At 45.0% G+C, this 24356-nt stretch carries 25 protein-coding genes and 1 other annotated feature; of the genes, 11 read left to right on the top strand and 14 right to left on the bottom strand.

Annotated elements, in window-relative coordinates; all coding sequences use genetic code 11:
• Positions 1-50: 50 nt before the first annotated feature.
• Positions 51-1565 carry a carboxypeptidase M32 gene (locus Q9R46_RS11965; protein ID WP_311280201.1) on the bottom strand — a complete coding sequence of 505 codons (1515 nt, stop codon included), beginning with the start codon at positions 1563-1565 and terminating at the stop codon, positions 51-53.
• A 225-nt stretch (positions 1566-1790) separates the two neighbouring features.
• On the opposite strand from Q9R46_RS11965, the gene Q9R46_RS11970 reads away from it, so the two are divergent.
• The 4 genes from Q9R46_RS11970 to Q9R46_RS11985 all read left to right on the top strand — a co-directional run bounded on the left by Q9R46_RS11970 (position 1791) and on the right by Q9R46_RS11985 (position 3992).
• A complete protein-coding gene (locus tag Q9R46_RS11970; protein WP_311280202.1) occupies positions 1791-2366 on the top strand; it encodes a beta-class carbonic anhydrase in 576 nt (191 codons plus the stop codon).
• A 172-nt stretch (positions 2367-2538) separates the two neighbouring features.
• The gene (locus Q9R46_RS11975; protein WP_251505293.1) at positions 2539-3105 is read left to right on the top strand and encodes a PadR family transcriptional regulator; all 567 of its coding nucleotides are present in this window, start codon (positions 2539-2541) and stop codon (positions 3103-3105) included.
• A 99-nt stretch (positions 3106-3204) separates the two neighbouring features.
• Complete coding sequence (locus Q9R46_RS11980; protein ID WP_311280203.1) at positions 3205-3705, top strand: hypothetical protein; 501 nt, start codon at positions 3205-3207, stop codon at positions 3703-3705.
• 5 nt (positions 3706-3710) lie between these two features.
• Positions 3711-3992: a YxcD family protein gene (locus tag Q9R46_RS11985; RefSeq protein WP_090916857.1), complete on the top strand. Its 282-nt coding sequence runs from the start codon at positions 3711-3713 to the stop codon at positions 3990-3992.
• A gap of 113 nt (positions 3993-4105) precedes the next feature.
• On the opposite strand, the gene tyrS is transcribed toward Q9R46_RS11985, so the two are convergent.
• The 5 genes from tyrS to Q9R46_RS12010 form a co-directional block, all read right to left on the bottom strand.
• A complete protein-coding gene (gene tyrS / locus Q9R46_RS11990) occupies positions 4106-5365 on the bottom strand; it encodes a tyrosine--tRNA ligase (RefSeq protein WP_311280204.1) in 1260 nt (419 codons plus the stop codon).
• A 114-nt stretch (positions 5366-5479) separates the two neighbouring features.
• Positions 5480-5722: a binding site (T-box leader), on the bottom strand.
• A 145-nt stretch (positions 5723-5867) separates the two neighbouring features.
• Entirely contained in the window at positions 5868-6314 is a 447-nt protein-coding gene (locus Q9R46_RS11995) for a DMP19 family protein (RefSeq protein ID WP_311280205.1), read from the bottom strand.
• A complete protein-coding gene (locus tag Q9R46_RS12000; protein ID WP_311280206.1) occupies positions 6311-6778 on the bottom strand; it encodes an Imm63 family immunity protein in 468 nt (155 codons plus the stop codon). Before Q9R46_RS12000 ends, Q9R46_RS11995 begins: the two co-directional genes overlap by 4 nt.
• Before the next feature lie 125 nt (positions 6779-6903).
• Entirely contained in the window at positions 6904-8373 is a 1470-nt protein-coding gene (locus Q9R46_RS12005; RefSeq protein WP_311280207.1) for a protein adenylyltransferase SelO, read from the bottom strand.
• A 159-nt stretch (positions 8374-8532) separates the two neighbouring features.
• Positions 8533-8841: a Dabb family protein gene (locus Q9R46_RS12010; protein WP_090916867.1), complete on the bottom strand. Its 309-nt coding sequence runs from the start codon at positions 8839-8841 to the stop codon at positions 8533-8535.
• Positions 8842-9052: 211 nt separating this feature from the next.
• On the opposite strand from Q9R46_RS12010, the gene Q9R46_RS12015 reads away from it, so the two are divergent.
• Together Q9R46_RS12015 and Q9R46_RS12020 are read left to right on the top strand one after the other, a co-directional pair.
• Positions 9053-9904: an AraC family ligand binding domain-containing protein gene (locus Q9R46_RS12015; protein WP_311280208.1), complete on the top strand. Its 852-nt coding sequence runs from the start codon at positions 9053-9055 to the stop codon at positions 9902-9904.
• A 5-nt stretch (positions 9905-9909) separates the two neighbouring features.
• Positions 9910-10839, top strand: a complete 930-nt coding sequence (locus Q9R46_RS12020) for a DMT family transporter (protein WP_311281016.1) — start codon at positions 9910-9912, stop codon at positions 10837-10839.
• A 94-nt stretch (positions 10840-10933) separates the two neighbouring features.
• On the opposite strand, the gene Q9R46_RS12025 is transcribed toward Q9R46_RS12020, so the two are convergent.
• Complete coding sequence (locus Q9R46_RS12025) at positions 10934-11662, bottom strand: pseudouridine synthase (RefSeq protein ID WP_311280209.1); 729 nt, start codon at positions 11660-11662, stop codon at positions 10934-10936.
• Between the two features lie 311 nt (positions 11663-11973).
• Between Q9R46_RS12025 and Q9R46_RS12030 the strand changes: the two genes are divergently transcribed.
• The 4 genes from Q9R46_RS12030 to Q9R46_RS12045 all read left to right on the top strand — a co-directional run bounded on the left by Q9R46_RS12030 (position 11974) and on the right by Q9R46_RS12045 (position 16488).
• Complete coding sequence (locus Q9R46_RS12030; RefSeq protein WP_311280210.1) at positions 11974-13191, top strand: MFS transporter; 1218 nt, start codon at positions 11974-11976, stop codon at positions 13189-13191.
• 108 nt (positions 13192-13299) lie between these two features.
• Positions 13300-14538 carry an aspartate aminotransferase family protein gene (locus Q9R46_RS12035; RefSeq protein WP_311280211.1) on the top strand — a complete coding sequence of 413 codons (1239 nt, stop codon included), beginning with the start codon at positions 13300-13302 and terminating at the stop codon, positions 14536-14538.
• Positions 14539-14609: 71 nt separating this feature from the next.
• Positions 14610-15647, top strand: a complete 1038-nt coding sequence (locus Q9R46_RS12040) for a zinc-dependent alcohol dehydrogenase (protein ID WP_311280212.1) — start codon at positions 14610-14612, stop codon at positions 15645-15647.
• An 85-nt stretch (positions 15648-15732) separates the two neighbouring features.
• Complete coding sequence (locus Q9R46_RS12045; protein ID WP_311280213.1) at positions 15733-16488, top strand: HAD family hydrolase; 756 nt, start codon at positions 15733-15735, stop codon at positions 16486-16488.
• 167 nt (positions 16489-16655) lie between these two features.
• On the opposite strand, the gene Q9R46_RS12050 is transcribed toward Q9R46_RS12045, so the two are convergent.
• From Q9R46_RS12050 to Q9R46_RS12070, 5 genes are all read right to left on the bottom strand, one after another.
• Entirely contained in the window at positions 16656-16841 is a 186-nt protein-coding gene (locus Q9R46_RS12050; protein WP_397386344.1) for a YjfB family protein, read from the bottom strand.
• Between the two features lie 131 nt (positions 16842-16972).
• Positions 16973-17233, bottom strand: coding sequence for a hypothetical protein (locus Q9R46_RS12055; RefSeq protein ID WP_311280214.1), 261 nt, complete (start codon positions 17231-17233; stop codon positions 16973-16975).
• A gap of 37 nt (positions 17234-17270) precedes the next feature.
• Positions 17271-18131: a Cof-type HAD-IIB family hydrolase gene (locus Q9R46_RS12060; protein WP_311280215.1), complete on the bottom strand. Its 861-nt coding sequence runs from the start codon at positions 18129-18131 to the stop codon at positions 17271-17273.
• A 51-nt stretch (positions 18132-18182) separates the two neighbouring features.
• Positions 18183-18641 (bottom strand): SMI1/KNR4 family protein, encoded by a 459-nt coding sequence (locus Q9R46_RS12065; protein WP_311280216.1) that lies wholly within the window; start codon positions 18639-18641, stop codon positions 18183-18185.
• 17 nt (positions 18642-18658) lie between these two features.
• Positions 18659-19180 carry a GNAT family N-acetyltransferase gene (locus Q9R46_RS12070; protein ID WP_311280217.1) on the bottom strand — a complete coding sequence of 174 codons (522 nt, stop codon included), beginning with the start codon at positions 19178-19180 and terminating at the stop codon, positions 18659-18661.
• A 199-nt stretch (positions 19181-19379) separates the two neighbouring features.
• Here Q9R46_RS12070 and Q9R46_RS12075 point away from each other — a divergent pair, with 199 nt between their 5' ends.
• Positions 19380-20540, top strand: a complete 1161-nt coding sequence (locus tag Q9R46_RS12075; protein WP_311280218.1) for a S8 family peptidase — start codon at positions 19380-19382, stop codon at positions 20538-20540.
• A 54-nt stretch (positions 20541-20594) separates the two neighbouring features.
• Here the strand turns inward: Q9R46_RS12075 and Q9R46_RS12080 are convergent, their stop codons facing one another.
• Positions 20595-22037: a 6-phospho-beta-glucosidase gene (locus tag Q9R46_RS12080; protein WP_311280219.1), complete on the bottom strand. Its 1443-nt coding sequence runs from the start codon at positions 22035-22037 to the stop codon at positions 20595-20597.
• Between the two features lie 64 nt (positions 22038-22101).
• Positions 22102-24015, bottom strand: coding sequence for a beta-glucoside-specific PTS transporter subunit IIABC (locus Q9R46_RS12085; protein WP_311280220.1), 1914 nt, complete (start codon positions 24013-24015; stop codon positions 22102-22104).
• Positions 24016-24356 lie beyond the last annotated feature (341 nt).

A 24356-nucleotide genomic window follows, 5' to 3' on the forward strand; every position in this document is an offset into this window, starting at 1 on the left:
ACACAAAAAAAGGTCAACCAGAATTTTCTGGATGACCTTCATCAAACGCTTTATAATTTATAAATCTCAGCATACTTGGCTTCCAAATAGTCTGCCAAATAATCCGGATTCAGTTCTTCACCTGTCACTGCAACTATGAGTTCGGAAGGGGTGCGGCTCTTACCGTAGCGATAAATCTTGTCTGTAAGCCACTCTTTGATTGGAATCAGATTCCCTTCTTCAATCAGACGATCCAGCTCCGGCATCTCCCGACGTAACGTATGCATAATCTGTGCAGCATACATATTGCCTAAAGAATAAGAAGCAAAATAACCGAAATCTCCACCGGACCAGTGTACATCCTGAAGCACACCCTCACCATCGTTCGTTGGCAGAATTCCGAGGTATTCCTTGTATTTTTTATTCCATGTTTCTGGCAGATCCTTCACTTCGAGCCCTTCATTATAAAGCATTTTCTCAATCTCATATCGAATAATGATATGCAGATTATAAGTCAGCTCGTCTGCTTCAATCCGGATCAGAGAACTCTCCACCCGGTTTATTGCATGGTAGAAATCTTCCAGCTTCACTTCGCTCAGTTGCGGGAAATGTTGCTGTAGATCTTTATAATAACGTGTCCAGAAAGGCAGACTGCGTCCGATCATATTTTCCCAAAGACGGGATTGAGATTCGTGGATACCCATCGATGTGCCTTCGGCAAGAAGCGTACCGGCAAGACTCTCATCAATATTTTGCTCATATAGTGCGTGCCCGCCTTCGTGCAGAGAACTAAAGATCGCACTGGTTACATCATCCTGTAAATAGTTAGTCGTTATTCGAACGTCACCGGGATTCAAACCTGTAGCAAACGGATGCACACTTTCGTCAAGACGGCCTGCTTCAAAGTCATATCCCATCTGTTCCAGAATAAACAGACTGAACTTCTCCTGCTGTTTGGTGTCAAAAATTTGATTCAGAAAATCAGTATTAGGCTTATTCTCTGCCGCATTGATTTTCTCTTGTAGTGGAACGAGACGCGCTTTGAGGCGGGCGAATACAGCATCTACCTTTTCCACAGTCAATCCGGGTTCGTACATGTCCAGTAGTGTATCATACCTTGTATCCTTGACACCCCAATAGTCAATAAACTCCTGTTTAAGTTTCACGATGTCGGTGAGATATGGTGAGAATCCGGCATAGTCACTGTTATGTTTGGCATCTTCCCAAGCCGTCTCCGATTTGGCAGTAAGTACGGTATAGGCTTGAACTTTCTCAGGTGGAACCGACTGACTGCGATCATACTCCTTCTTGCACTCCTCCACTTGGCGGCGGTCGGTGTCTTCGAGTTGCTCCAGCACATCCGGCTCAGTCAACGTATCTAGATAAGCTTTCATCTCAGCGGAGGTTTGCAGTTTGAATGCCTCAGTTGAGAGCAAGCCCAACGTCTCCGAGCGAGTTGGAACGCCTTTTTTCGGTGCTCCTGTGCGTAAATCCCAGTGAAGCAAACCAATGGCTTCGTGATAACTTTTTATTTTACGGGCCAGAATAAGGAAAGATTGCAAATGTTGCTGTGTTTGTTTGTCCATGGTTACCGTTCACCTCTTCAAAAAAAATTTGTACACCCTATTGATGATACTTTTTGCATTGCGTATAATCAACTTTTGACAGAAGCATATAGCATTATTCTTCTTAAAAAAGGATAACGCGGACGATTGACCGCGGCATTCTAACTAATCAAAGGCGTAGTAGGACAAGCTGCATCTCATGCAAATGGCCGTGCTCGTCGTATTGGATAACAGGAGGCAATGGACATGAACAACATTCAAGAGATTTTGGCTTACAACAAATCATTTGTCGAGACTAAAGAATACGAGAAGTATACGGCTAGCAAGTTTCCAACCAAAAAGATGGTCATCATCACCTGTATGGATACCCGTCTTGTTGAGATGCTGCCGAAAGCGATGAACCTGAAAAATGGTGATGTAAAAATCATCAAAAATGCAGGCGCAATTATCTCCCAACCTTTTGGTAGTGTTATGCGTTCTGTATTGGTTGCTATCTATGAATTGGGCGCCGATGAGGTGCTCGTGGTAGGTCATACAGAATGTGGTATGGCTTCCCTGCATGCCGAAACAATGATCGGTCACATGAAAGAACGCGGAGTTTCCGAAGAGGTCATGTCTACACTTGAAAACTCCGGCATTCGTCTGCAAAAATGGCTGCGCGGGTTTGATAGTGTTGAAGAAGGGGTAAAAGGAACTGTGGACGTAATCAAGAAGCATCCATTACTTCCTCCCAATGTACCTGTTCACGGCATGGTGATTGACTCGGCTACAGGCGAGCTTGATCTTGTCGCTGACGGGTATGGACAACAGGCATCTCTCTAAATGGTTTGGAGTGCGGACCTTTATGGTTCGCACTTTTTTTGTCTAAATTAAGGCAGTTATCCTGTCAGGTTGTCAAACCATACAGTTTCAGTGTACACTTTTATGAAAGCGGTCAACGAAGCGCAAAAGGGTTGTTTCGTTGGCCCAGCCCTAATATTAAGGAGACATGTGCATGAACATACTTTCCTACGGATTGCTCGGGCTGCTTACCCGCGAGGAGTCTTCCGGTTATGATCTGATGCTGAAGATTCAGCCGCATTGGCAGGCCAAACACAGCCAGATTTACCCACTCCTGTCCAAAATGGAAAACGATGAGTTACTCGCCTCCCGCTGGGTACAACAGTCTGACAAACCGGACAAAAAAATGTATGCAGTTACGGAAAAAGGCATTCAGAAGTTACTGGAGTGGATGATTACTCCGGTTACAGCACCCGTTACGCGTGATGAATTCAATCTTCGTATTCTCTGTGTGGGTATTGCCGAAGATGGCAGCATGAGACGTATTCTGAACGAGCGTAAAAGCTGGTTCATGGAGCGCATACGGTATTTCGAGGATTTGAAATCACGGATACCACAGGATAATCTTCGGGTAGGCAACCGGGATTTCGGAAGTTACATTCTGGTACAAAAAGGGTTAATGCATGCCCAGACAGGTTTGGAATGGTGTCATTGGGTCACCCAACTTCTCGATGGTCAAGCGGCTATTCAAGACCCGAGTCCAAGTATTTCAGAAATTTAAATTAATTTTGAAACGTTCCAGCAGGTACCGCCGTATTACTTTAGTGAGGCCCATTTTGGGGAATTAAACAAATTTATTCAGGGGGTTACGATCTATACAATGAAGAAAAAATTTGGAATTAAACATCTGATGATGGTTTTCATGGCATTCACACTACTGTTCGCAACGGTTGGTGTTACGAATCCGGACAGTGCTGACGCAAGACGAGGCGGCGGCGGATTCAAATCCGGTACAAAGAGTTATACGAACACTCCTAAGAAATCAGACAATAACGTAAGTCAGTCCAATTCCCGTAACACTTCCAATACTGGCGCAGCGGCAAATAACCGCGGTGGATTCTTTGGCGGTGGCGGCGGCTTCATGAAAGGTATGATGTTGGGTGGTCTGGCAGGTATGTTGTTCGGCGGACTGTTTGGCGGTATGGGAGCATTGGGTAACATTCTCGGATTGCTCGTGAACGTAGCAGCAATTATGCTGATTGTTATGCTCGCTATGGCATTGTTCAGAGCGATTACCAATCGTCGCAAGCCTGCAGCGGATGGCCGTTATGACCGCCGTGACGATCGTGATGATGATCGTAACAGAAACGGACGGTACTAAGCTCTATGGTTCTAAGTATGGACGAAATTGTGAATGCGATTTGCATTCACATGGCAGAACGTAAAGGCGTACGTCCTACGGACGTAAATGTGGAGCTAAGCTGGGAAGAAGATACTGGTTATTCCGCAGAAGTCTGGATTCAGGGACGCAGTCAGTTCCTGGTGGAATCCAACATGATTGAAGCGATTCTTCGTTACTTGCACAGCGAGTACAACATTCGTGCGTATCGCGAAGATGTTACTCTCGATCTGGATGAAGAGATCACTGCAATTGTCAATCAACATTGAAATACGGCTAGCTACTAGCCTGTTATACAAAAGACCGTCTCCCCTCTGTCATCTGACAGCATGGGAGGCGGTCTTTTTGGTTGCTTGATTTGCAATTTTATTAAACTAACCTATTATTGAAGCTTAACCAAGCTGTAGTTCTTTTTACCTTTACGAATAATGATAAATTTGCCGCCAATCGCGTGCTCTGCAGATACCGTAAATTCAAGCTCCGTAATTTTTTCGCCGTTCATAGAGATGGCGCCCTTGGTCACATCCTCACGAGCTTGACGTTTCGATGGCTCCAAACCAAGATCCACAAGCCAGTCTACAATATTTTTAGCTTCACCGTCTGTTTCGTATGTTGGCATTTCCTTGAAGCCCTGCTCGATCTCATCTGCTGTCAGGGAACGAATATCTCCACTGAACAAAGCTGCTGTAATACGTTTTGCCTGTTCCAGCATCTCTTCGCCGTGAACGAACTTGGTCATTTCCTCTGCCAAGGCTTTCTGCGCTTCACGTTTATGCGGCTCTGTCTCCACTTTCTCAGCCAAGGCTTCGATTTCTTCTTTGCTCAGGAATGTGAAGTATTTCAAGTATTTAATCACATCCCGGTCATCTGTATTCGCCCAGAACTGGTAGAATTCAAACGGCGTCGTTTTATTCGGATCAAGCCAGATCGCACCGCCAGCTGTTTTACCAAACTTCGTACCGTCCGACTTCAGCATCAGTGGGATGGTCAAGCCGTAAGCTTTGGATTCTGAGCCTTCTTTTTTACGAATCAGATCCAAACCGCTCGTAATGTTACCCCATTGGTCAGATCCACCAATCTGTAGTTGTACATCCTCCGTTTGGAACAGATGAAGGTAATCAAGAGATTGCAGAATCTGGTAGGAGAACTCCGTGAATGAAATTCCGCCTTCAAGACGGCTTGCTACTACATCTTTTGCCAGCATGGTGTTCAGGTTGAAGTTTTTCCCGTAGTCACGCAGGAACTCGATGACGTTAATCTTATGTGTCCAGTCGTAGTTGTTAACCATGCGAACCTGATTGTCGCCGTCGGTAACAAACAACTTTTTCATCTGTGCCGTTAACGCGTCTACATTCTCTTGCACTTGCTCCAGCGTCTGCAAAGAACGTTCGGACTGACGACCACTCGGGTCACCAATCGTACCCGTTGCGCCGCCAATGAGGATCACCGGACGGTGACCGGCCAGCTGGAAACGTTTCAGCATCATAAACGGAATCAAGTGTCCGATATGCATACTGTCACCTGTCGGGTCTACACCGCAGTAAAGGGAGATCGCTTTGTTCTCTGTCAGTTCACGTAGCCCTTCCGCATCCGTTTGTTGATTAATGGCGTCCCGCCACTGTAGTTCGTCAATAATGTTCATTGTTATAACCCCTTTTCTATCATCAAAATTCAGTCATGACTTACGTTTTGCTACGAACTCACACAGCTACGGGCATTTTTGGACACAAAAAAATCGCCGCCTTGTCTTCACAGACACAGGGACGATTAGAATAACCGTGGTACCACCCAAATTGCATGGACAACCTCTCCGAACATTCATATGTTCAAGAAATAGCGATCCATACCACTTTCAGCAAGTTATCGTTTGCCCATCCGCTTGGCATTACCCAAGTACTCCAGAGTGTAATTCGCAGCCCTTGTATGTGTCAGGTTCCATCAACCCCTGACTTTCTGAAACAGGGACAAAGCCGCTACTGCGCTCTATCAACGTAATTCATGTATATAATTATAGCCAGTATAGCGAAACGTTCCGCACATTGCAAGCGCTAGTATTCCGATAATGAACAGGTCTATATCAAAGATATCGTACTGATCCGGGAAAATAATACATGCTGGAAGGCAATTTATCCTGCCAAAATAAATTATAACGTGATTTGAAGCTGATCATGGTAATAAGCGTAAGCCTTCGTTGCAACCTGATCTTCGTTATTCCAGAGCTGCTGATCCAATTCATCAAGAAGTTCTTCTTGCTCCGTCTCCAGATATTTCGGGATGTCCCATAACCCCGTTAGTCTAGATTCGTTTTCCAAATGCTCAAAACAAGCATACTGCTGCTTCACATTACTCAAAACCTGGTTCGCGCCGATCGTTTCAAGTGCCTTGCAAGCGATCTTATACGCCTCTTCTCCCCAGTTGCAGAAGAATTGCATAAAACCACCGTTATAAACATCTGCCTCAAACAGCCACAACGCTGCAATCTCTTGTTCCGTCTGGGAAAGCGCAGTCCATCCTTGCGCAGACTGATTCTTTTTCTCCACAAAAGTCAATGCGTAATCATACCACACATCCTGAATATCCTGTTCGCTCATATCGAAGATTTCCCCTTCCTGGGTTGAACCGTTTCCAGTTCCCTTCGTTTACCCTCTAGATGCCAGGTTAAGTATGGATCACCGATTGCTTGAAAAGCTGCCCGTACATTATCTTCAATCTCTTTCCACACTTCAGTTGTATAATCGAGATGAGCGTTAACATTATCGACACCATACTTCTTAAGCAGGCTCACATGTGCGGCTGTAAAAATCATATCTTCCAGCAACCAGTAGAGGACCTCTTCCGCGTGCTTCAGATTTTTAATCAGGGACGGTACACCGCGTTCATAGATGGTAACAATATAATGTCCATCGCCTATTTCGACATAGGGTGCACCTTCCCATTTGAACGACTCACCTAATCGGTTTACATAACTCTCCATCTGCTCCATAGGATAAGAAGTGCGTGATAACAATTTAAGGAGTTGCCCGACTAGCTCCTGCATACTTAACAAGTTGGACACAAAGGCCACCTTCCTTCTTTAACATTTAGGGTGAGATCAACCTCATATAATCGATTATAATGGCTCCCAATGAAAAAGCTGCCTCTCGGCAGCCCTCACCTTTTCCTCTCAGGTTCACAGAGATGTTAAGTCCCGCAGAACGTCTTATACGAAGGGTCACAGGACACTGGAATCGCACCAAATGCTTCCTGTTCCGGCGTATAAGCATAAGGACGCTGGAGAATATCCAGCAAAGGCTGGATCAAGCTGTAGTCTCCGTCCTGCTCGGCTCGTTCCAACACTTCCTCTACCTTCTCGTTCCTCGGAATCACTACGGGATTGTTTCGTTTCATCTGCTCCAACACTTCATCGCTGGATTCCGGTTGTCTACCTAATCTGTCTTGCCAGCGTGAATGCCACTCCTTGAAATCAGACTCGTCACTCAGTGTGAGAGTTTCCAGTCTGTTCAGGGTCAGAGCCACAAACGTATTCGTGTAGTCCGCAGCATGCTTTTCCATCAGTTCAAGCAGATCCTTAATCAAGGTCTCATCTTCCGCTTCTTCCTTAAAAAGACCGAGCTTGGCACGCATCCCCGATAACCAGTTGTGGTGATACAATTCAGAGAACTGTGCAATGGCATCCTGAGCGATTTGTACAGCCTTCTCTTCATCTTCATGTAGCAACGGCAGTAATGTCTCAGCAAAACGAGCCAAATTCCAGCCCGCAATGTAGGGTTGATTGCCATAAGCATATCGGCCTTGCCTGTCAATTGAGCTGAACACCGTCGCCGGGTTATACGTATCCATAAAAGCACAGGGACCATAATCAATCGTTTCCCCGCTAATTGCCATATTGTCCGTATTCATGACCCCGTGAATAAAACCTACGTGTTGCCATTTTGCGACAAGCTGCGCCTGAAGTTCGATCACTTCCTGCAGGAACCTTAGATAACGCTGTTCGTTACCCTCTACTTGCCGGAAATGACGACGTATAGTGTAGTCTGCGAGTGCACGTAAATCCTCTACGGAACCAAATTGGGCTGCATACTGAAAAGTTGCAACTCGAATATGACTGGCCGCGACTCGAGTGAGAATAGCCCCCGGGCGCTCTGTTTCACGATAAATGTTCTCTCCTGTGGAGACAACAGCCAAGCTTCGTGTCGTAGGAATTCCCAGACCAACCATTGTCTCACTGATAATATACTCCCGAAGCATCGGACCAACGGCAGCACGCCCATCCCCTCCGCGGGAATACGGCGTCCGTCCTGAACCTTTTAACTGAATATCAACTCGGTCCCCTTGCGGAGTAATCTGTTCACCCAGAAGTAAAGCTCGTCCATCCCCAAGCATATTAAAGTTACCAAATTGATGACCTGCATACGCTTGTGCAAGGGGCTCGGCTCCGTCCGGTATGTTATTCCCCGCAAAGATAGCAGTGCCTTCGGGGCTGTGCAACACATCTGCGTTCAACCCCAGACTGACTGCCAGTGTTTGATTAAAAATGATCCAATCTGGAGACTGGACAGGCACAGCTTGTTGTCTTGTATAAAACGTTTCAGGCAGTTCTGCATAACTGTCTTCCAGATTCCAGCCCGCGTTTAAATCGCTTTTTTCCATGGGTTACACTCCTTCTCCTAACAAAGAAATTCCTTTGTTTATCTTCATGTAGCATTTGTGAACCCATACTCATTTATGTCGTCGCATGGAAATTCCAAAGTATAAACAGTTTCTCTTGACGCAATCATTCGAAATGAAGCCAAGTGTTCGTTGCTCCTTTTATTTCGCAGGGATCGGGTAATCTGTTACAATCACGTTCTCAATCCAGCCATCCAGAGAGGCTACAAATGCCTGATGTGCAGGGTGCGGACCGTATGCTCGCAAGGCTTCCTGATCTTCAAATGTCACTCTTAATCCGAGGGTGAACCCTTGAATGCGATCGGTTTCCTCCGTTACATTCACGCCAGCCGTCAGATCAACAATCCCGGGAATTTGATCCTGTAACGCAAGTAACTGAGCTACAAACTCCTGTTGCTTCGCAGGTGTGATTTTATCGTTAAATTTAAAAATAACCAAGTGTTCAAACATATCAGCCCATCTCCTTATCCATTGAAGGAAAACCATTTATTTAATTGGCGGAAAATCTTTCATCTCTACCTTTCTTATTTTAAATTAAACATAACCTGAACTCAAATAGATGTTCTCGATTCACCGCTTCGGTATAATAGCAATATTGTTCAAGAATTCAGCCTCAGGTGCACGTTATAATCACCTAAACATACCAGAAGGAAGGTGCATCATGAGTCGAGAAATACGAACCGTCGTGTATGATCCAGATTTGCAACTGGAAGCTTATCAGTTTGAAGGCATCATGCAGAAATTTCCCAATCATTTTCATGACTATTATGTGATTGGATTTATTGAAGAAGGGAAACGGCATCTTACCTGCAACAACGAGGAATACCTATTAAACAGCGGTGACATCATTATTTTCAACCCCCAAGATCCTCATGCCTGTGAGCAGGTAGATGGAAGAAAATTGGATTACCGTTGTATCAATATTCAGCCAGAAGTTATGCTGGAGTACGTGTGTGAAATTACTGGACAGACTTATCTGCCGAGATTTACCACCCATGTTCTATACCAAAGTGAACTGGTCTCCTCGCTCCATGAGCTGCATCAGCTCATACTTGAGGAACAGCCTGATTTCTGCAAAGAAGAAATGCTTTTCTTACTACTAGATCAACTTCTGAAAGATTACACGGATACAGAGACGGCTGAAGCTGAACAAAATATAACGTTGGAGATTCGGCAACTGTGTGATTATATGGAAGTCCATTACTCGGAAAACATCAGCCTGAATGAATTATCCGAGCTCTCGGGCATAAGCAAATACCATTTACTGCGACAGTTCGCTCGTCAAAAAGGCATATCTCCCTACCGCTATCTTGAAACAATTCGGATCAATCAAGCCAAACGCCTTTTGGAACAGGGACTACTTCCTATAGATGTTGCTGCCCAGTCGGGCTTTAGTGATCAAAGCCATTTCACCAATTTTTTCAAAAAACTGATTGGTTTAACGCCCAAACAATATCGTCGTATTTTTAATCACGGTGCCGAAACTAAACGATTGCAGGAAAACAAGCGATGACTTTAATGCGTAATCACAACCATGTTGCCGGACACCTGCTTGCCTTATTTACCATTCTCATCTGGGGGACCACCTTTGTTTCAACCAAAGTGTTGCTGAAAGACTTTACCCCTGTTGAAATCTTACTGTTTCGTTTTCTGATTGGTTATCTCGTCCTGTGGATGATCTATCCACGTACTCAGAAAGTTGTTTCTTGGCGGGAAGAAGCCTTTTTTATGGTTGCAGGTTTATGCGGAGTGACCTTGTATTTTCTCATTGAAAATATGGCTTTGGTATATACGACAGCCTCCAACGCAGGCATCATTGTATCCGTCGCTCCTTTCTTCACTGCTGTACTTGCCCACTTTTTTCTGGACGGAGAAACGTTAACTCGCCGCTTTCTAATCGGATTTGGCATTGCGATGTGTGGTATTATTCTTGTTACACTGAACGGAAGCTATATGTTACAGCTTAATCCCTTAGGTGACTTGCTTGCCTTTATCGCTCCTGCTGTGTGGGCAGTGTACTCGGTTATGATGCGTAAAATAGGGTTACGAAACTACAATGTTATAGGCGCAACACGTAAAGTGTTTTTCTATGGTCTGCTATTCATGTTACCAGCGTTCGGTTTAGTTGAATTTGACCTGAATGTCGCAAGATTCACACAACTCACCAATTTATTGAATCTTCTCTTTCTCGGTGTGGGCGCCTCAGCCCTGTGTTTTGTGACTTGGAATCAAGCCGTTAAGCTACTGGGAGCGATTCCAACAAGTGTATACATCTATCTCGTACCTGTGATTACAGTTGGTTCATCTGCATTCTTTCTTCATGAACGCATCACCTGGGTGAGCATACTAGGCGCATCCCTTACGTTGTATGGATCTTACATTTCGGAGAGCACGGCGAGAAGGAGAAAACACAACCTATTTTCGGCAAAATTACGCCGCGACATATAAATCACTTCTCGTTAGAAGTTACGCAAAAACGTGCACAATGTAAAAACACGATCCCTGGCAAACGGGGTCGTGTCGAGATTGGGCAAGCCCATCACTACTCATCCCCTGCTTCATCTTGATCTTGATCTAGATCTAATTGAGACATGAGCAACCCCAACTCCTGTTTCTCCAAATGTCTCCATTCCCCTCTTTTCAGTCGTTCATCCAAACTAATATTCATAATGCGAATGCGCTCCAACTTTAAAACCCTGTACCCCAGCGCTTTGCACATTCGGCGGATTTGCAGATTAAGCCCTTGTGTCAAAATAATTCGAAAGACGTTCTCATCTTGTCTATACACCTCACATGGTTTGGTAACCACATTCAGAATCTCCACACCTTGTGACATGGATTGAAGAAATGCATCAGTGACCGGCTTGTCCACGGTGACGACATATTCTTTCTCATGATGATGCTCCGAACGCATCATTTTGTTCACGATATCTCCGTTATTGGTGAGCAAAATCAACCCCTCTGAAGCTTTGTCCAGCCTTCCGACTGCAAAAATGCGTGAAGGATAATTCACAAACTGAATGATATTGCCCTCAACCTGTTCAGCTGCCGTACAGGTGATGCCAACAGGTTTGTTCAGAACGATATACACGTCCTCCGGATTCCGCTCCGGAATCTCCTCCCCATCCATCAGCACAATGTCTCCTGGTGCAACCGTATCTCCTTTTACACATACCCTGCCGTTGATTGTAATTCTTCCGGCTGCAATACGCCGAGTCGTTTCCCTGCGGGAGAAATGTCCCGTCTCACTTATGTATTTGTTGATTAACATATTACACCGCTTCTCATTATTTAATCTGTATTTCCCTAAGTTCTTTCATTATTTTGATCAATCATTCCGTTTACCTTATAAAGCGCTGAACCTCATCTTCTCATGAAATGAAAAGTGACGCAACTGAGTCATCTTCGACATAAATCTTGTAATCAGACAGGATGAAACAAAAAAAGAATGACCTCGCCAAACTTTAACATAATTTTACAATAAAAAGCTTGTACAATTTCAAAATTATGGTATAAGTTAAGTATGAAATAAACATTTATTTCAATTTATAAAAATGTTATCCACTTCGAGGAGGTAGACATTTGAAAAGAATATTCGTTTTAAGCTGCGGCTTCTATCTGTTGATTGGCATAACCAGCGTTGTACTTGGTGCGCTTCTACCCGTTTTGCTACCCCATTATGAGCGCGGTTACAGTGACGGGGGGTTTCTACTATTTTTGCAGTTTCTCGGATTTCTTATCGGTGTACTTGTGTCACCTTCCATGACGGCCAGAATTGGTCGAAAATGGATGCTTACCCTCGCGTTGATCTGCATTATTGCAGCTTATATAGTTCTCGGATGGTTGCCTTCGTGGAACGTCCTGCTTCTGTTGACCATTATTGTCGGGTTTGGCTCAGGCATCATTGAACCTTCCGTCGGCGCCTTCACGATCGAATTTACAGAAAATCAGAAAGCGGTTGCCATGTCCAAACTGGATGTATTTTTTGCCCTCGGCGCACTTCTCATCCCCGCGGCAGCTGCCCTGTTCATCTGGCTGGGTCAGTGGCACTTGACGTTCTTTACGGTTGCTGCATGCGCGCTCATGCTCATGATCCCGTGGGTCACCATGCCTCGCCCAGCCGCCCAATACCTTGAACAGGCCGGAGAAAATACTACACAACAAGGGACAAACGGGACAAACAAAGCCAGCTATTCCAAAAAACATCTGGGGTTGCTCTCCCTCTTCGTTGTCTTTTTCTTTGTTTACATGGGACTGGAGCTCGGATTGATGAATTTCCTGCCCTCCATTCTGGTAGAACGTTTGGAACTGAAAGAATCTATCGCCTCCCTAAGTGTATCCATTCTGTGGGTTGCCATGATTGTCGGACGCCTTTTCTCTGGCAAAATCGCTGAAGCCGTCAATTATATGCCCTTCTTGATCTGGAGCACGATAGGTACATTGCTGTTTACGGTATCTATGATATTCGTGTCCGGTCAATGGGTAACATATGCGCTAATCTTTGGCACAGGATTATTTATGTCGGGTTTATTCTGCATTGCACTCGTCTATGCGAATGTGCTAATTCCTGGCATGACGGAAAGGACAACGAGTATATTGATTGCCTCCGGCGGTATTGGCGGTGCCACGTTACAGTACCTCACGGGATGGAGTATGAGCGCATGGCCGATCGTCGGCACCATCATGATTTTAGCGGGATTTTGTTTGCTGTTATTGCTGACGTTGATCCTCTCCCACCTGTGGAACACTCGAAATGAATCATTGAGCTCTGCATTCCCACAACAAACCAAAGAAATATAACTTGTAAAGCCTACTGACTTCAACACTTGAAAGGGGGGATGCCCAAACCGTCCGGTATGAATCATATTGTTCACCTAGCTAGTACACTAAACTATTGGAGGAATCCGAATGCAAACTTTAACCAATAACCGCTTTACAGTCGGAAAAGGGATTAAGTTGATTGACGATGCAGGTGTGGAATATCTAGATGGCGTCTCGGGTACGTTTAATCTGTCCTTGGGATATAATCATCCACATGTAGTCAATAAAATTCAGGAACAAGTCGGCAATCTTACGCATATGTCTTCCTCCTTCACGGAACCTTACGTCAATGAAGTATTGGAACACTTGATTGAGTATGCTCCGAACAATATCGATGCCGGATGGATGCGGGATATTACCGGGTCTACGGCCAATGAGTGTGCAACTAAAATTGCCCAGAAGTATACAGGATCAACGGACATTATCAGCTTGTACCTTTCTCACCATGGACAGACCCAATTCGCAACGGGCATCTCAGGTAATGCCTTTAGACGCAAGCGTTTTCCCAACTCGTCAGCTCCTAATGCGGTTCATGTACCCGCACCATATTGTTATCGTTGCCCGTTCAGAAGTGAAAGTAGCGAGTGCGGATATCAATGTGTTGAAGCGATATCTGATGCTATAGAGTATGCCAGCTCAGGCTCGGTAGCTTGTATGATCATTGAGCCCATTCTCGGAAATGGCGGTAACATCGTTCCACCGCTAGGATATTTCAAGCGCCTTCGCCAATTATGTGATGAGAACGACATGCTTCTCATTGCTGATGAAGTCCAAACGGGAGTCGGACGAACGGGGACGATGTTTGCGAGCGAATTATTTGATATCCAGCCCGATATGATTACACTTGCCAAAGGCCTTGGCGGTATCGGTGTGCCTGTAGCTGCAGTTCTGATGCAATCCCGATTGAATGTACTGGAAAAACACGAGCATTCTTTTACCTCAGGCAGTAATCTCATCTCGGTGACCGCTGCCAAGTCCACACTGGAAGTCGTCTCAGAACCGGGATTTCTGGATGCGGTCAAACGAAAGGGAATTTTGCTTGGCGGACTGCTTCAGGAGCTCGCTCTGAAATATCCTAGCATCGGAGAAGCCCGCGGAGTGGGACTCATGTGGGGGCTCGAAATCGTGGGTGACCACAACGAGCCCGATACTCCTAAAACCAATGCAATCATCGACCGGGCCTTTGAAGATCAACATTTGATTCTGCGCAGTTCACGTTACGGCTTCGGCAACGTCGTTAAAGTACGCCCTTCTCTGACAACGACCGAAGACGAACTGGTCGAGATTGTGGATCGATTGGATTCTGTCCTCGCGAGCGTTCATTAATGATCGGAAGTTATTTTAGCATCGAAATGTAGTTTGAAAAAATGTAGTTCCTACAAAAAGGAGGTTCCATCATGCTTGCATTAGTATATAAATCGGCATGGGATGTCGCACTCGAGGAACGACCTGTTCCCGAAATTACCAGAGATAATCAGGTGCTTGTGCGTATACGGGCAACCGGGGTTTGCGGAACAGATTTAGGCATTGTTAGCGGAAAATATCATGCGATTCCTTCCGTCATTCTTGGACATGAATCCGCAGGTGAAGTAATTGCTGTTGGCTCCGCCGTCACCACTTTGCAACCAGGAGATCGTGTCGTCATCGATCCCACATATTACTGTGGTCAATGCGACATGTGCAGGACAGGAAGGCAGAACCACTGTACTCACAAGTCTGTTACGGAAACGGGAGTAAGTGCAGATGGCACGTTCACGGATTATTACGTGACAGAAGATCGCTTCTTATATCCATTAAAAGATCATGTTAGCTACGAAGAAGCTACCTTAACAGAGCCGCTAAGCTGTATGTTGACAGGCATTAACCAGATTCACTTGTTGCCGAATTTCAGAACGATTATTCTTGGGGCTGGACCCATTGGCATTCTGTACAGCTACGCACTCGCTTCCAAAGGCGTAACGGGAAGTCTTGTCGACATCTCCGAAGAACGCTTAGCTATTGCAGGCTCCATTGCACCAGAACGCTGGCAAGTTCATGCTTCCTTTGAGCAAGCCATTACAGATATCGCTCCAACAACCGGACAAGTCGATATGATTGTAGATACCACTGGTGTTGTAGGCACTCAAGTATTATCACAGCTCGCCAGTGGCGGCTATTTGATGCTGGTTGGTTTACGGGATGGAAATACGTCCTTTAACCCGAAGGAAGTTGTGGATCGCAGCCTGAAAATTATCGGCTCTATTGACTCGCTTGGAACGTTTGCCACCGCACATTATATGATTGAACAACAGATTATTCCTGCCAAAAAAATTATAACCCATTCCTTTCCGCTGGAAGATTACGAAGAAGCATTCCGCACACTTGGATGCGATATACAGGGACGCACCTTACAAGCCTCCTCTCATGCTATCAAGGTTGTACTGCAATCCAATTAATTCATTTTTCGTAGCTTGCTGGAATGCTGAATAAAAAGCAGTTACACTAAAACATATGGGACATCATTCAGAGGAGGAATGCAGCATGACAGCAGATCAAGTGGCTGGACGTCTGGACAGGAATCAAATAGAGGATGAACATCGTCACGTTTCGATTCAAGGGGTCATCTTTGATATGGATGGCGTTCTCATCGATAGTGAGCCGATTTATTTCGAGATAGAGCGGAGTTCATTTGATCATTTCGGGGCCGCTGTGACGTTGGAAGAACATCATTCTTTTGTCGGTGTCACGCTAGAATCCATGTGGCAACAAGTCATCGACAAGTATCAGGTCAAGGTGCCGCTGGAAGAGATTCTTGCGTATCATCAGCAACATGTCATGGAAAAGATGTTAGCTCATGCCAAGCTTGTGGCTATGCCTGGGGTAGAACGGTGGATTCGCTGGCTACATGAGCAACACATCCCGATTGCCGTTGCTTCCTCTTCTCCTCGGGCACTCATTGATCTAATCATGGAGAAAACAGGATTAGGTGCGTACTTTGATGTTCGCCTGACTGGTGAAGAGGTTGAACACGGCAAACCGGCGCCGGACATTTTCCTTGCAGCAGCTAGCCAGATCGGCATTTCTCCAGCACATTGCCTCGTTATAGAGGATTCACGCAACGGGGTTCAAGCTGCCAAAAGTGCAGGCATGCGTTGCATCGGCTATCATAATCCGGGCTCGGGCGATCAGGATCTCTCCAAAGCTGATGTGCAGATTTCCAGTTACGATGAGTTATGGACTTTGAAGGATACGTTGCCTTTTGAAAGCTTTACACCGGACTTATCCAGATCAGTTTAAGATAGGTCTTGTTATAGGACCTGTTTATTGATTCAAGCTTACTGACGTTATCAGGCAAAACAAATGAGAAGCAGCTCCAATTCCCGCGAATTGAAGCTACTTCTCATTTTGCTTGTTGCACGTTTTGTGTAACACATCCATAATTGTAAGCTTTAGCTCAAACTCACTTATACGGAAATATCAAGACTTCCGCCCAGATTAGGGTGGGGAGCTGTGGCCGACTTCAACATCTCAGCCATTTGCTGACCTTGCTGCTGTGCCATATCTTTGGTCATTGACATCACTTGCAGACTTGCTGCCTGAGCTAGCGAAGCCTGACTCTTCGCCATAGACAATGCTGCGATATCCATCATATACACTCCTTTCGCCTTGTCTTATGATTTCGTATACCTCTTCATATATCGGTCAAAGAAAAAACAAATGTTATACGAGATGTAATAACGTATCAAAGTTATTCATCCGTACTATTCCTCATCGCATATTCCTACCCTAGATATGTGAATAATCCACCTGTTTCTTTGGCCCTCATTGTAACTTTGACCCCCATTTGCTCAGGCTCTGGATAAACCGATTTAATTTCAGCGATCATGTCCTTCGCCATTTGTTCAACCTGCTCTAGCGTAGTATCCTTAGGTAAAGTTCGTATTCTCAGAATCTCATGTTTTTGAAAAAAATCTCCATGATTCTGAGTCGTTTCATGACCCCAAGCACTAATTTCAAATTCCACTTTGATTACTTCTGACATATACTCTTCTCACCTCTTCAATTCAAAGTGAATAGAATTATACCTCTATTAATCCATACTTCACAAAGCTGTGATATAAACCATCCTCTTCCACGGAGCCAGTGATATCGTCAGCAATGGCTTTCAGCCCAGGCTTCGCATTGCCCATCGCAATCCCCACAGCACAGTACTCCAGCATCTCGGCATCATTCATGCCATCGCCGATGGCCAATGTGTCTTCTCTCGACATTCCCAGATGATCTAACAGATCCGCAATCGCAATCGCTTTGTGAATTCCCGGAATCATCAATTCCCCGCTGCCCTCTCCAAACACAGGTACGGTACACTGAATCACTTCAAATTTGCCTTCAAACTCCTGTTTGATTTGTTCAAAGGGAACCACCGGGCTTTCCAGAAAACAGACCTTGTTTACGTCGTCTTTATACAGATCGGCTTCACCGTAGGTTAACCCTGCAATAAACGGATGAGGTTTAGTTTCCTTTTTCTCCCGGGCAACTGGATCATTCTCGATATCACCATAGATACGGCGTTCCAAATGGGATTGAAGATTACTGCTTGCGTACAATGCTGAATTGGATTCAAGATAGAAATCAATGCCGTGTCCATTGAAGAAATCAACCATATGACGAACATCTTCTGCCGTTACTTTTTTATGATATAACACGTCAGAACCATACTCCACGTATCCACCGCCTGCTCCAATCAATCCGTCGAAGCCTACATCCCAGATCGAATCATAGATCTCAGCCTTGGAGCGGCCTGTGCATAAATACAGCAGATGTCCATTCTTACGCGCTTGTTTACAAGCCCCTTGAGCAGACAAAGGGATGTTACCTTCATCGTCTACCAATGTGCCGTCAATATCAATAAATACAATTTTTGGTTTTATGCTACTCATCTGTAATTCCCCCAGTTGTATTCTCAGTCTGAAATCTTCCGTTTCAATGTACTACGCGTTCCGAGGTGTTCGTTGATCAATCAACTTTTCCAGAAATTCGGCAAAAGAATCGGCATACACTTCAGGCTCTCCATTAAAGTAATCTAAACGCATCACCTTGAACTCCCCGTTTGCATCAGCCATTCGTGTATCGAAATAGTAATATTCATCCTCATCCGGTATAAACAGTTCCAGCTTTCCTTCCTGCTTTGCCTGTTCATCTGCAAGTCTGTAGATATAGAGAATGTCCGTATCCGTGTACTCTCTGTGCTCTGATGAAGTAATGGTTAGAATTCCTGTCCCGCTTAACATCGCTTGCCCATAATTTAGAAGCCACCATCGGTAGGAAGGCGGTAACAAAAATCCAAGTTCCTGTTCAACTTCAACGATCCAGCTTTCCTCGACTTGACGGTTCGGGAACCATTTTAACGCCTTTGTGTGGGCAAGTTTCTCAATCAGACTTGTGTACATTTATACATCTCTCCGATCTAATTGTTGATGGGTTGATTCATATGCACGATTTGCCATTCATTTTCTTCTTCCGTAATACATGTAAACCCTTGACGTTCCCAGAAATCCACGGCTCCCGGCAGAAAACGATGGGTATGTAAATATAACGTTGTATACTCCATTTTGGTAACGATTCGTTTAAGTTCTTTTACCATCAGTGAACCAATGCCATACCTGCGGTAGGCAGGATCAACGTAACATTTTACAATCTCAGCTACAGTGCGCTCGGGGTAACGACCTTCAATCACCTGAATTCGCCCATCATAAGGAACAATGCCAATCGAGCCGATAATACCTGCTTCGCCCGCTCGTGCAATCACAAAAACAGTATCATTCCGGTTCATATAATGTTCGTTGAACTGCTCAAAATCCTTAGGCAATACGCTATGATCCATCATCGGAAACACTTCACTACGCACACGCATCGCAAAATCAATCGTTTCCTGAATCTCATGGGATTGAACAGGTCTTACTTCGGGCTTCATCTGATGTTCTGTCAACCATATCACAATCCTTATTTTCGATTATAAAATACTCCTCTTCATCTTAACGAATTCTAATAAACCTATCAAATGAGCATATTTCAAACCTATGAGTCTAGCTATACTTACGACCAATTTGGAAGCAAGCCCGCGCATTTTCATAGATTCCGCATAGGATAAGGCGTGTCAGAATCCAATATAGAAAGGGGTAAAGCCGATGTGGTTATGGTTAGGCATCTTGGCCGTTTTCATTTTGATTTCCACCTGGGTTACCCTTCGTTATGTCGACCAAAGGGAAGCAAATAAATTCGATCCTCACGCCCCCCATCAACTGTTACTCAAGTTCAAAGAAGGTACAACCCCTGATCAGATGCACACCCTTCATCGAAAAACGAAAAGCAAAGTCGCCGAAACCTATGAAGACCTCGGGTGGTACCGAATCGAATCTCGCAAAAAAATGCACCGGATGCTCAAGCAGTACAAGCATCATGATCTCATAGAACATGCACATCCCAACTATCTGGTTGAAGCTTCATTTATACCCAACGATCCCTTCTTCCCTTATCAGTACAATCTCACCAAAATCAATGCGCCTGCTGCATGGGATATCAATCAGAGTAACAGCTCGATTAAAATTGCCATCATTGATACGGGTGTACAGTTAAATCATCCTGAACTTGCATCCAAGCTCTTGCCCGGTTACGATTACGTCGATTATGACAACATTCCGGAGGATGGAAACGGACATGGCACCCATGTTGCTGGCATCGCTGCTTCCATTACCAACAACGGTGTTGGCATTGCAGGTACAGCGCCTTTCGCTTCCATCGTTCCGCTTCGTGTGCTGGACAACAACGGGCAAGGAACCATTGGAAACGTGGGCAACGGGCTTGTTTTTGCAGCCAATAACGGGGTTCAAGTAGTCAATCTTAGTCTGGGTGGACCGACAGGAGATGCTTTCCTTCAAGCCGCCGTTCAGTATGCATGGGATCGAGGAGCTGTCATTATTGCAGCAGCAGGTAACGACAATACGTCATTCCCGATTGTTCCTGCGTCGTATGCCAACGTCATCGCTGTTGCATCCACCAACTCTTCCGACTTGAAATCAAATTTCTCCAACTATGGCTCCTGGGTGGATATGGCTGCACCGGGTGATACCATCCTCTCCACCTATCTTGGTGGTTCGTACGCTTACCTTAGCGGAACGTCTATGGCCGCTCCTCAAGTTGCCGGTGTGGCCGCTTTACTCGCATCCCAAGGCAAAACAAATGCCCAAATCCGGGATGCCCTGTGTTTCGCTTCAGATCCTGTATCCGGTTCAGGCGTCTATTGGACATACGGAAGGCTGAATGCTTATCAAAGTGTGCAAGTCCCATAATGTTACATCCATCCAAACCAAAAACAATCCCGTGCGAACGGGACTGTTCTTGGTCTAGAAATATTTTGCGCCATTACTTGCAATAACCTCTTTGTACCAATGGAAACTTTTCTTTCTTACGCGGCGAAGTGTCCCGCTTCCATCGTTATTTCTGTCTACATAAATGTAGCCATATCGCTTCTTCATCTCACCCGTGCCTGCACTAACCAAATCAATGGGACCCCAGCTGGTGTAACCGATCAGTTTTACGCCATCCTGAATCGCTTCGGCCATTTCAGCGAAGTGGCTATTCAGATACTCAATGCGATAGTCATCTTCAACCGTGTCATTATCCAGCAATACATCGGTTGCACCGAGTCCGTTTTCGACAATAAACAACGGTTTGCCGTAGCGATCATGAAGCTGGTTACACGTAATACGAAGCCCTTTGGGATCAATGGTCCAGCCCCATTCGGACGCTTGAAGATACGGATTCTTCACCGATCCAAACACGTTTCCTTCGGTGGAGTCCTTCAACACTTCAGGATCAGCACTTGTACAACGGCTTGCATAATAGCTAAAACCAATGTAATCAACGGTATATTGCTTCAAAATTGCGGCATCTTCCGGTTGCATCTCAATACGGATATTATTCTCTCTGAAGAAACGTTTGGTATAACCCGGGTACTCTCCTTTGGACTGTACATCAATAAAGAAAAATGATTCCCGGTCTTTATCCATCGCTTTCCACACATCTTTCGGATGTGAACTGTAAGGGTAAACCATACCTGCAGCCAGCATACATCCAATTTGTGCACTTGGAATAATCTCATGACAAGCTTTGACCGCAAGCGCACTTGCAACGAGCTCATGGTGAGCCGCCTGATACAATACCTGATCTTTGTCCTCGCCTTCCTCAAGCACAATTCCTGCGCCGATATAAGGAAGATGAAGCAGCATGTTGATTTCGTTAAATGTCATCCAGTATTTCACTTTATTTTTGTAACGAGTAAACAGTGTTTTGGCATAAGTCTCGAAAAATTCGACCATCTTGCGGTTTTTCCAGCCGCCATAGTTCTTCACCAAGTTCACAGGCACATCAAAGTGACAGATGGTCACGACGGGTTCAATGTTGTACTTCAACAATTCATCAAACACATCGTCATAAAACTGAAGTCCCGCTTCATTGGGTTCTGGATCATCGCCATTCGGGAAAATCCGTGCCCAGGCTACCGAAAGCCTGAGGCACTTGAATCCCATCTCAGCAAATAATGCGATATCTTCCTTATAACGATGATAAAAATCAATCGCGTCATGGGAAGGATAAAACTCTCCTTCTTTGGGTTCAAACGAATCCAGGTTACCCAGCGCAATCGGAAAACGATTGGCTCCAATCGGGATCAGGTCAACCGTCGTTAACCCTTTTCCCCCTTCAAGATAAGCACCCTCCAGCTGATTCGCCGCGGTTGCTCCTCCCCAGAGAAAACCATCCGGGAAAGCCTTCATTTTTTCAAACATCGAATTACTCCTCCTATTCATCATAGGCATACAGAATCAAAGATTTGATCACTTAAAGCACGTATTAATTGAGTACTGTCAGCAGTTTATCCTGCTCGTTCACAGTCTGGCTTTTAGTAGGGACAACGTCAAGATAACTGGAAGTATTGGTGATGATTACTGGAGTCACGATTTCGTAACCCGCATCTTTAATCGCTTGCAGATCAAACTCCATGATCAGATCACCTGCATTGACACGGTCACCATCTTTGACGTGTGCAGTGAAGTGTTGGCCTTTCAATTGCACCGTATCTTGACCAATGTGAATCAGCATCTCTACTCCATCATCTGTCACAAGACCAATTGCGTGTTTGGTACGATATACGGTTTGCACAACGCCTGTAATCGGGGACACCACTCTACCACTGGTTGGACGAATGGCAATCCCTTTACCCATATGTTCCCCAGCAAACGTAACATCGTTAATTTCTTTCAGTTCAACCACTTCACCAGCCATTGGGCTAACAATTTCATAACGGTTATTCGGGTTAGGATCAAGTACAGGTGCCGGAGCAGCTGTTTTTTCAACTGGATCTTTGAAACCCACAACATAAGTCAGGATGAAACCAAGAATGAATGCGACAATTGTAGCTGCAACAACCCAGAAGAATACGGAATTCATTCCTTCTGTAGGACTTACATAGCTCGGATAACCGAAGATCCCAAGACCGCCAATGATGTAGCCTTTTGCTCCGAACAAACCAAGGATACCTCCACCAATACCACCAGCAATACAGCTCATGATAAATGGTTTTTTAAGTGGCAGTGTCACACCGTAAATCGCCGGTTCAGTAACACCGAAGATACCGGAAATGAAAGCAGGTGCACCGAGTGTTTTAATCTTTTGGCTTTTCGTTTTCAGCATAACCGCAAGCACTGCACCGATCTGAGCAAAGGACGCTGCAAAAGAAAGTGCCAGAATCGAATCATAACCAAGCGTCGCAAGGTTAACGAATACCAATGGAACGAGTCCCCAATGAAGTCCGAACAAGACGAACACTTGCCAGAAACCACCGATTACAAGACCTGTAAGTAACGGACTCAGTCCGTAAATGGAAGATGTAAATGCACCTAACAGTTGACCTGCCCATGTTGCAACCGGGCCAATAACCAAAAATGTAAGGGGTACAATAACGAGCAACGTACAAAATGGAACCAGGAAATTACTCACTACTTTAGGCATAACCTTTTTGAAGAAACGTTCAATTTTGACTGCGAAGAACGTGGCTATGATAATCGGAATAACGGATGAGGCATAATCCATCAAAATGACCGGTATACCTAAAAATTCGATTCGAATCGGTGATTCAAACAAGGTACCTGTAAACAATGTGTATAACGGCTCACCAGCGCGGATCCCCGCAAGTGTCGGATAGACTAACGATGCACCGATGGCCATACCCAGGAACGGGCTTCCGCCGAATTTTTTAATGGCTGTGTATCCTAGGAAGATCGGGAAGAAGTAAAACAAACAATCTCCAATAGCGTTTAACAACGCATACGTACCTTCCGTATTATTAATCCACCCTAGGGACACGAACATCGCTGTGAAACCTTTGATCATCCCTGTCGCCGCAAGCAACCCGAGTACTGGAGTAAAAACACCGGAGATCATATCTACGAAACGGTTAAACAAATTGCCTTTTGGACCCGAGTCTGCATCATCTGCATCCACTTGACCTTCAGCAGACAAATTGCCCGCTTTAACCACTGCTTTATATACATCCGGCACTTCATTGCCGATTACAACCTGATATTGCCCTCCACTTTGCATTACAGTGATGACTCCTGGCATATTTTTCAGTTCTTCTGTTTTGGCTACGCTTTCATTTTTTAGTTTAAACCGCAATCTGGTTACACAGTGGAATACACTGTTTACATTTTCAGGCCCACCAACCCGTGACAGAATGTCCTTTGCCAATTGATCGTAGTTGCTCATTGTCATTCTTCCTCTCTAAGTAGACTCCCCATGCCTGTGAAACAAAGAAAACCTGAACTACTGAACAATCACAACGTACCGGAAATCCGGAAATCAGTCATGTTATTCAGCAATTCAGGTTTTGCCCTTAACGGTTGCAACCCTGTAAGGCTGTACACATTGATATTTGATTAATATTGCTTGGCAAGCACATTAATTCATCCTTAAACCTTGCGGTCCGGAATTGCCTGATTGAACAGTAACAATCCGTTTGATGATGTATGCGCTTACTTCTTGGAATCATCATAGTACATCTGAACTACATTTGCAAGCACTTTTTTATTTGTTAAGTTAATCCGAAT

The sequence above is a fragment of the Paenibacillus sp. RRE4 genome, from assembly GCF_031844205.1.
GTDB classification, from domain to species: Bacteria; Bacillota; Bacilli; order Paenibacillales; family Paenibacillaceae; genus Paenibacillus; species Paenibacillus xylanexedens_B.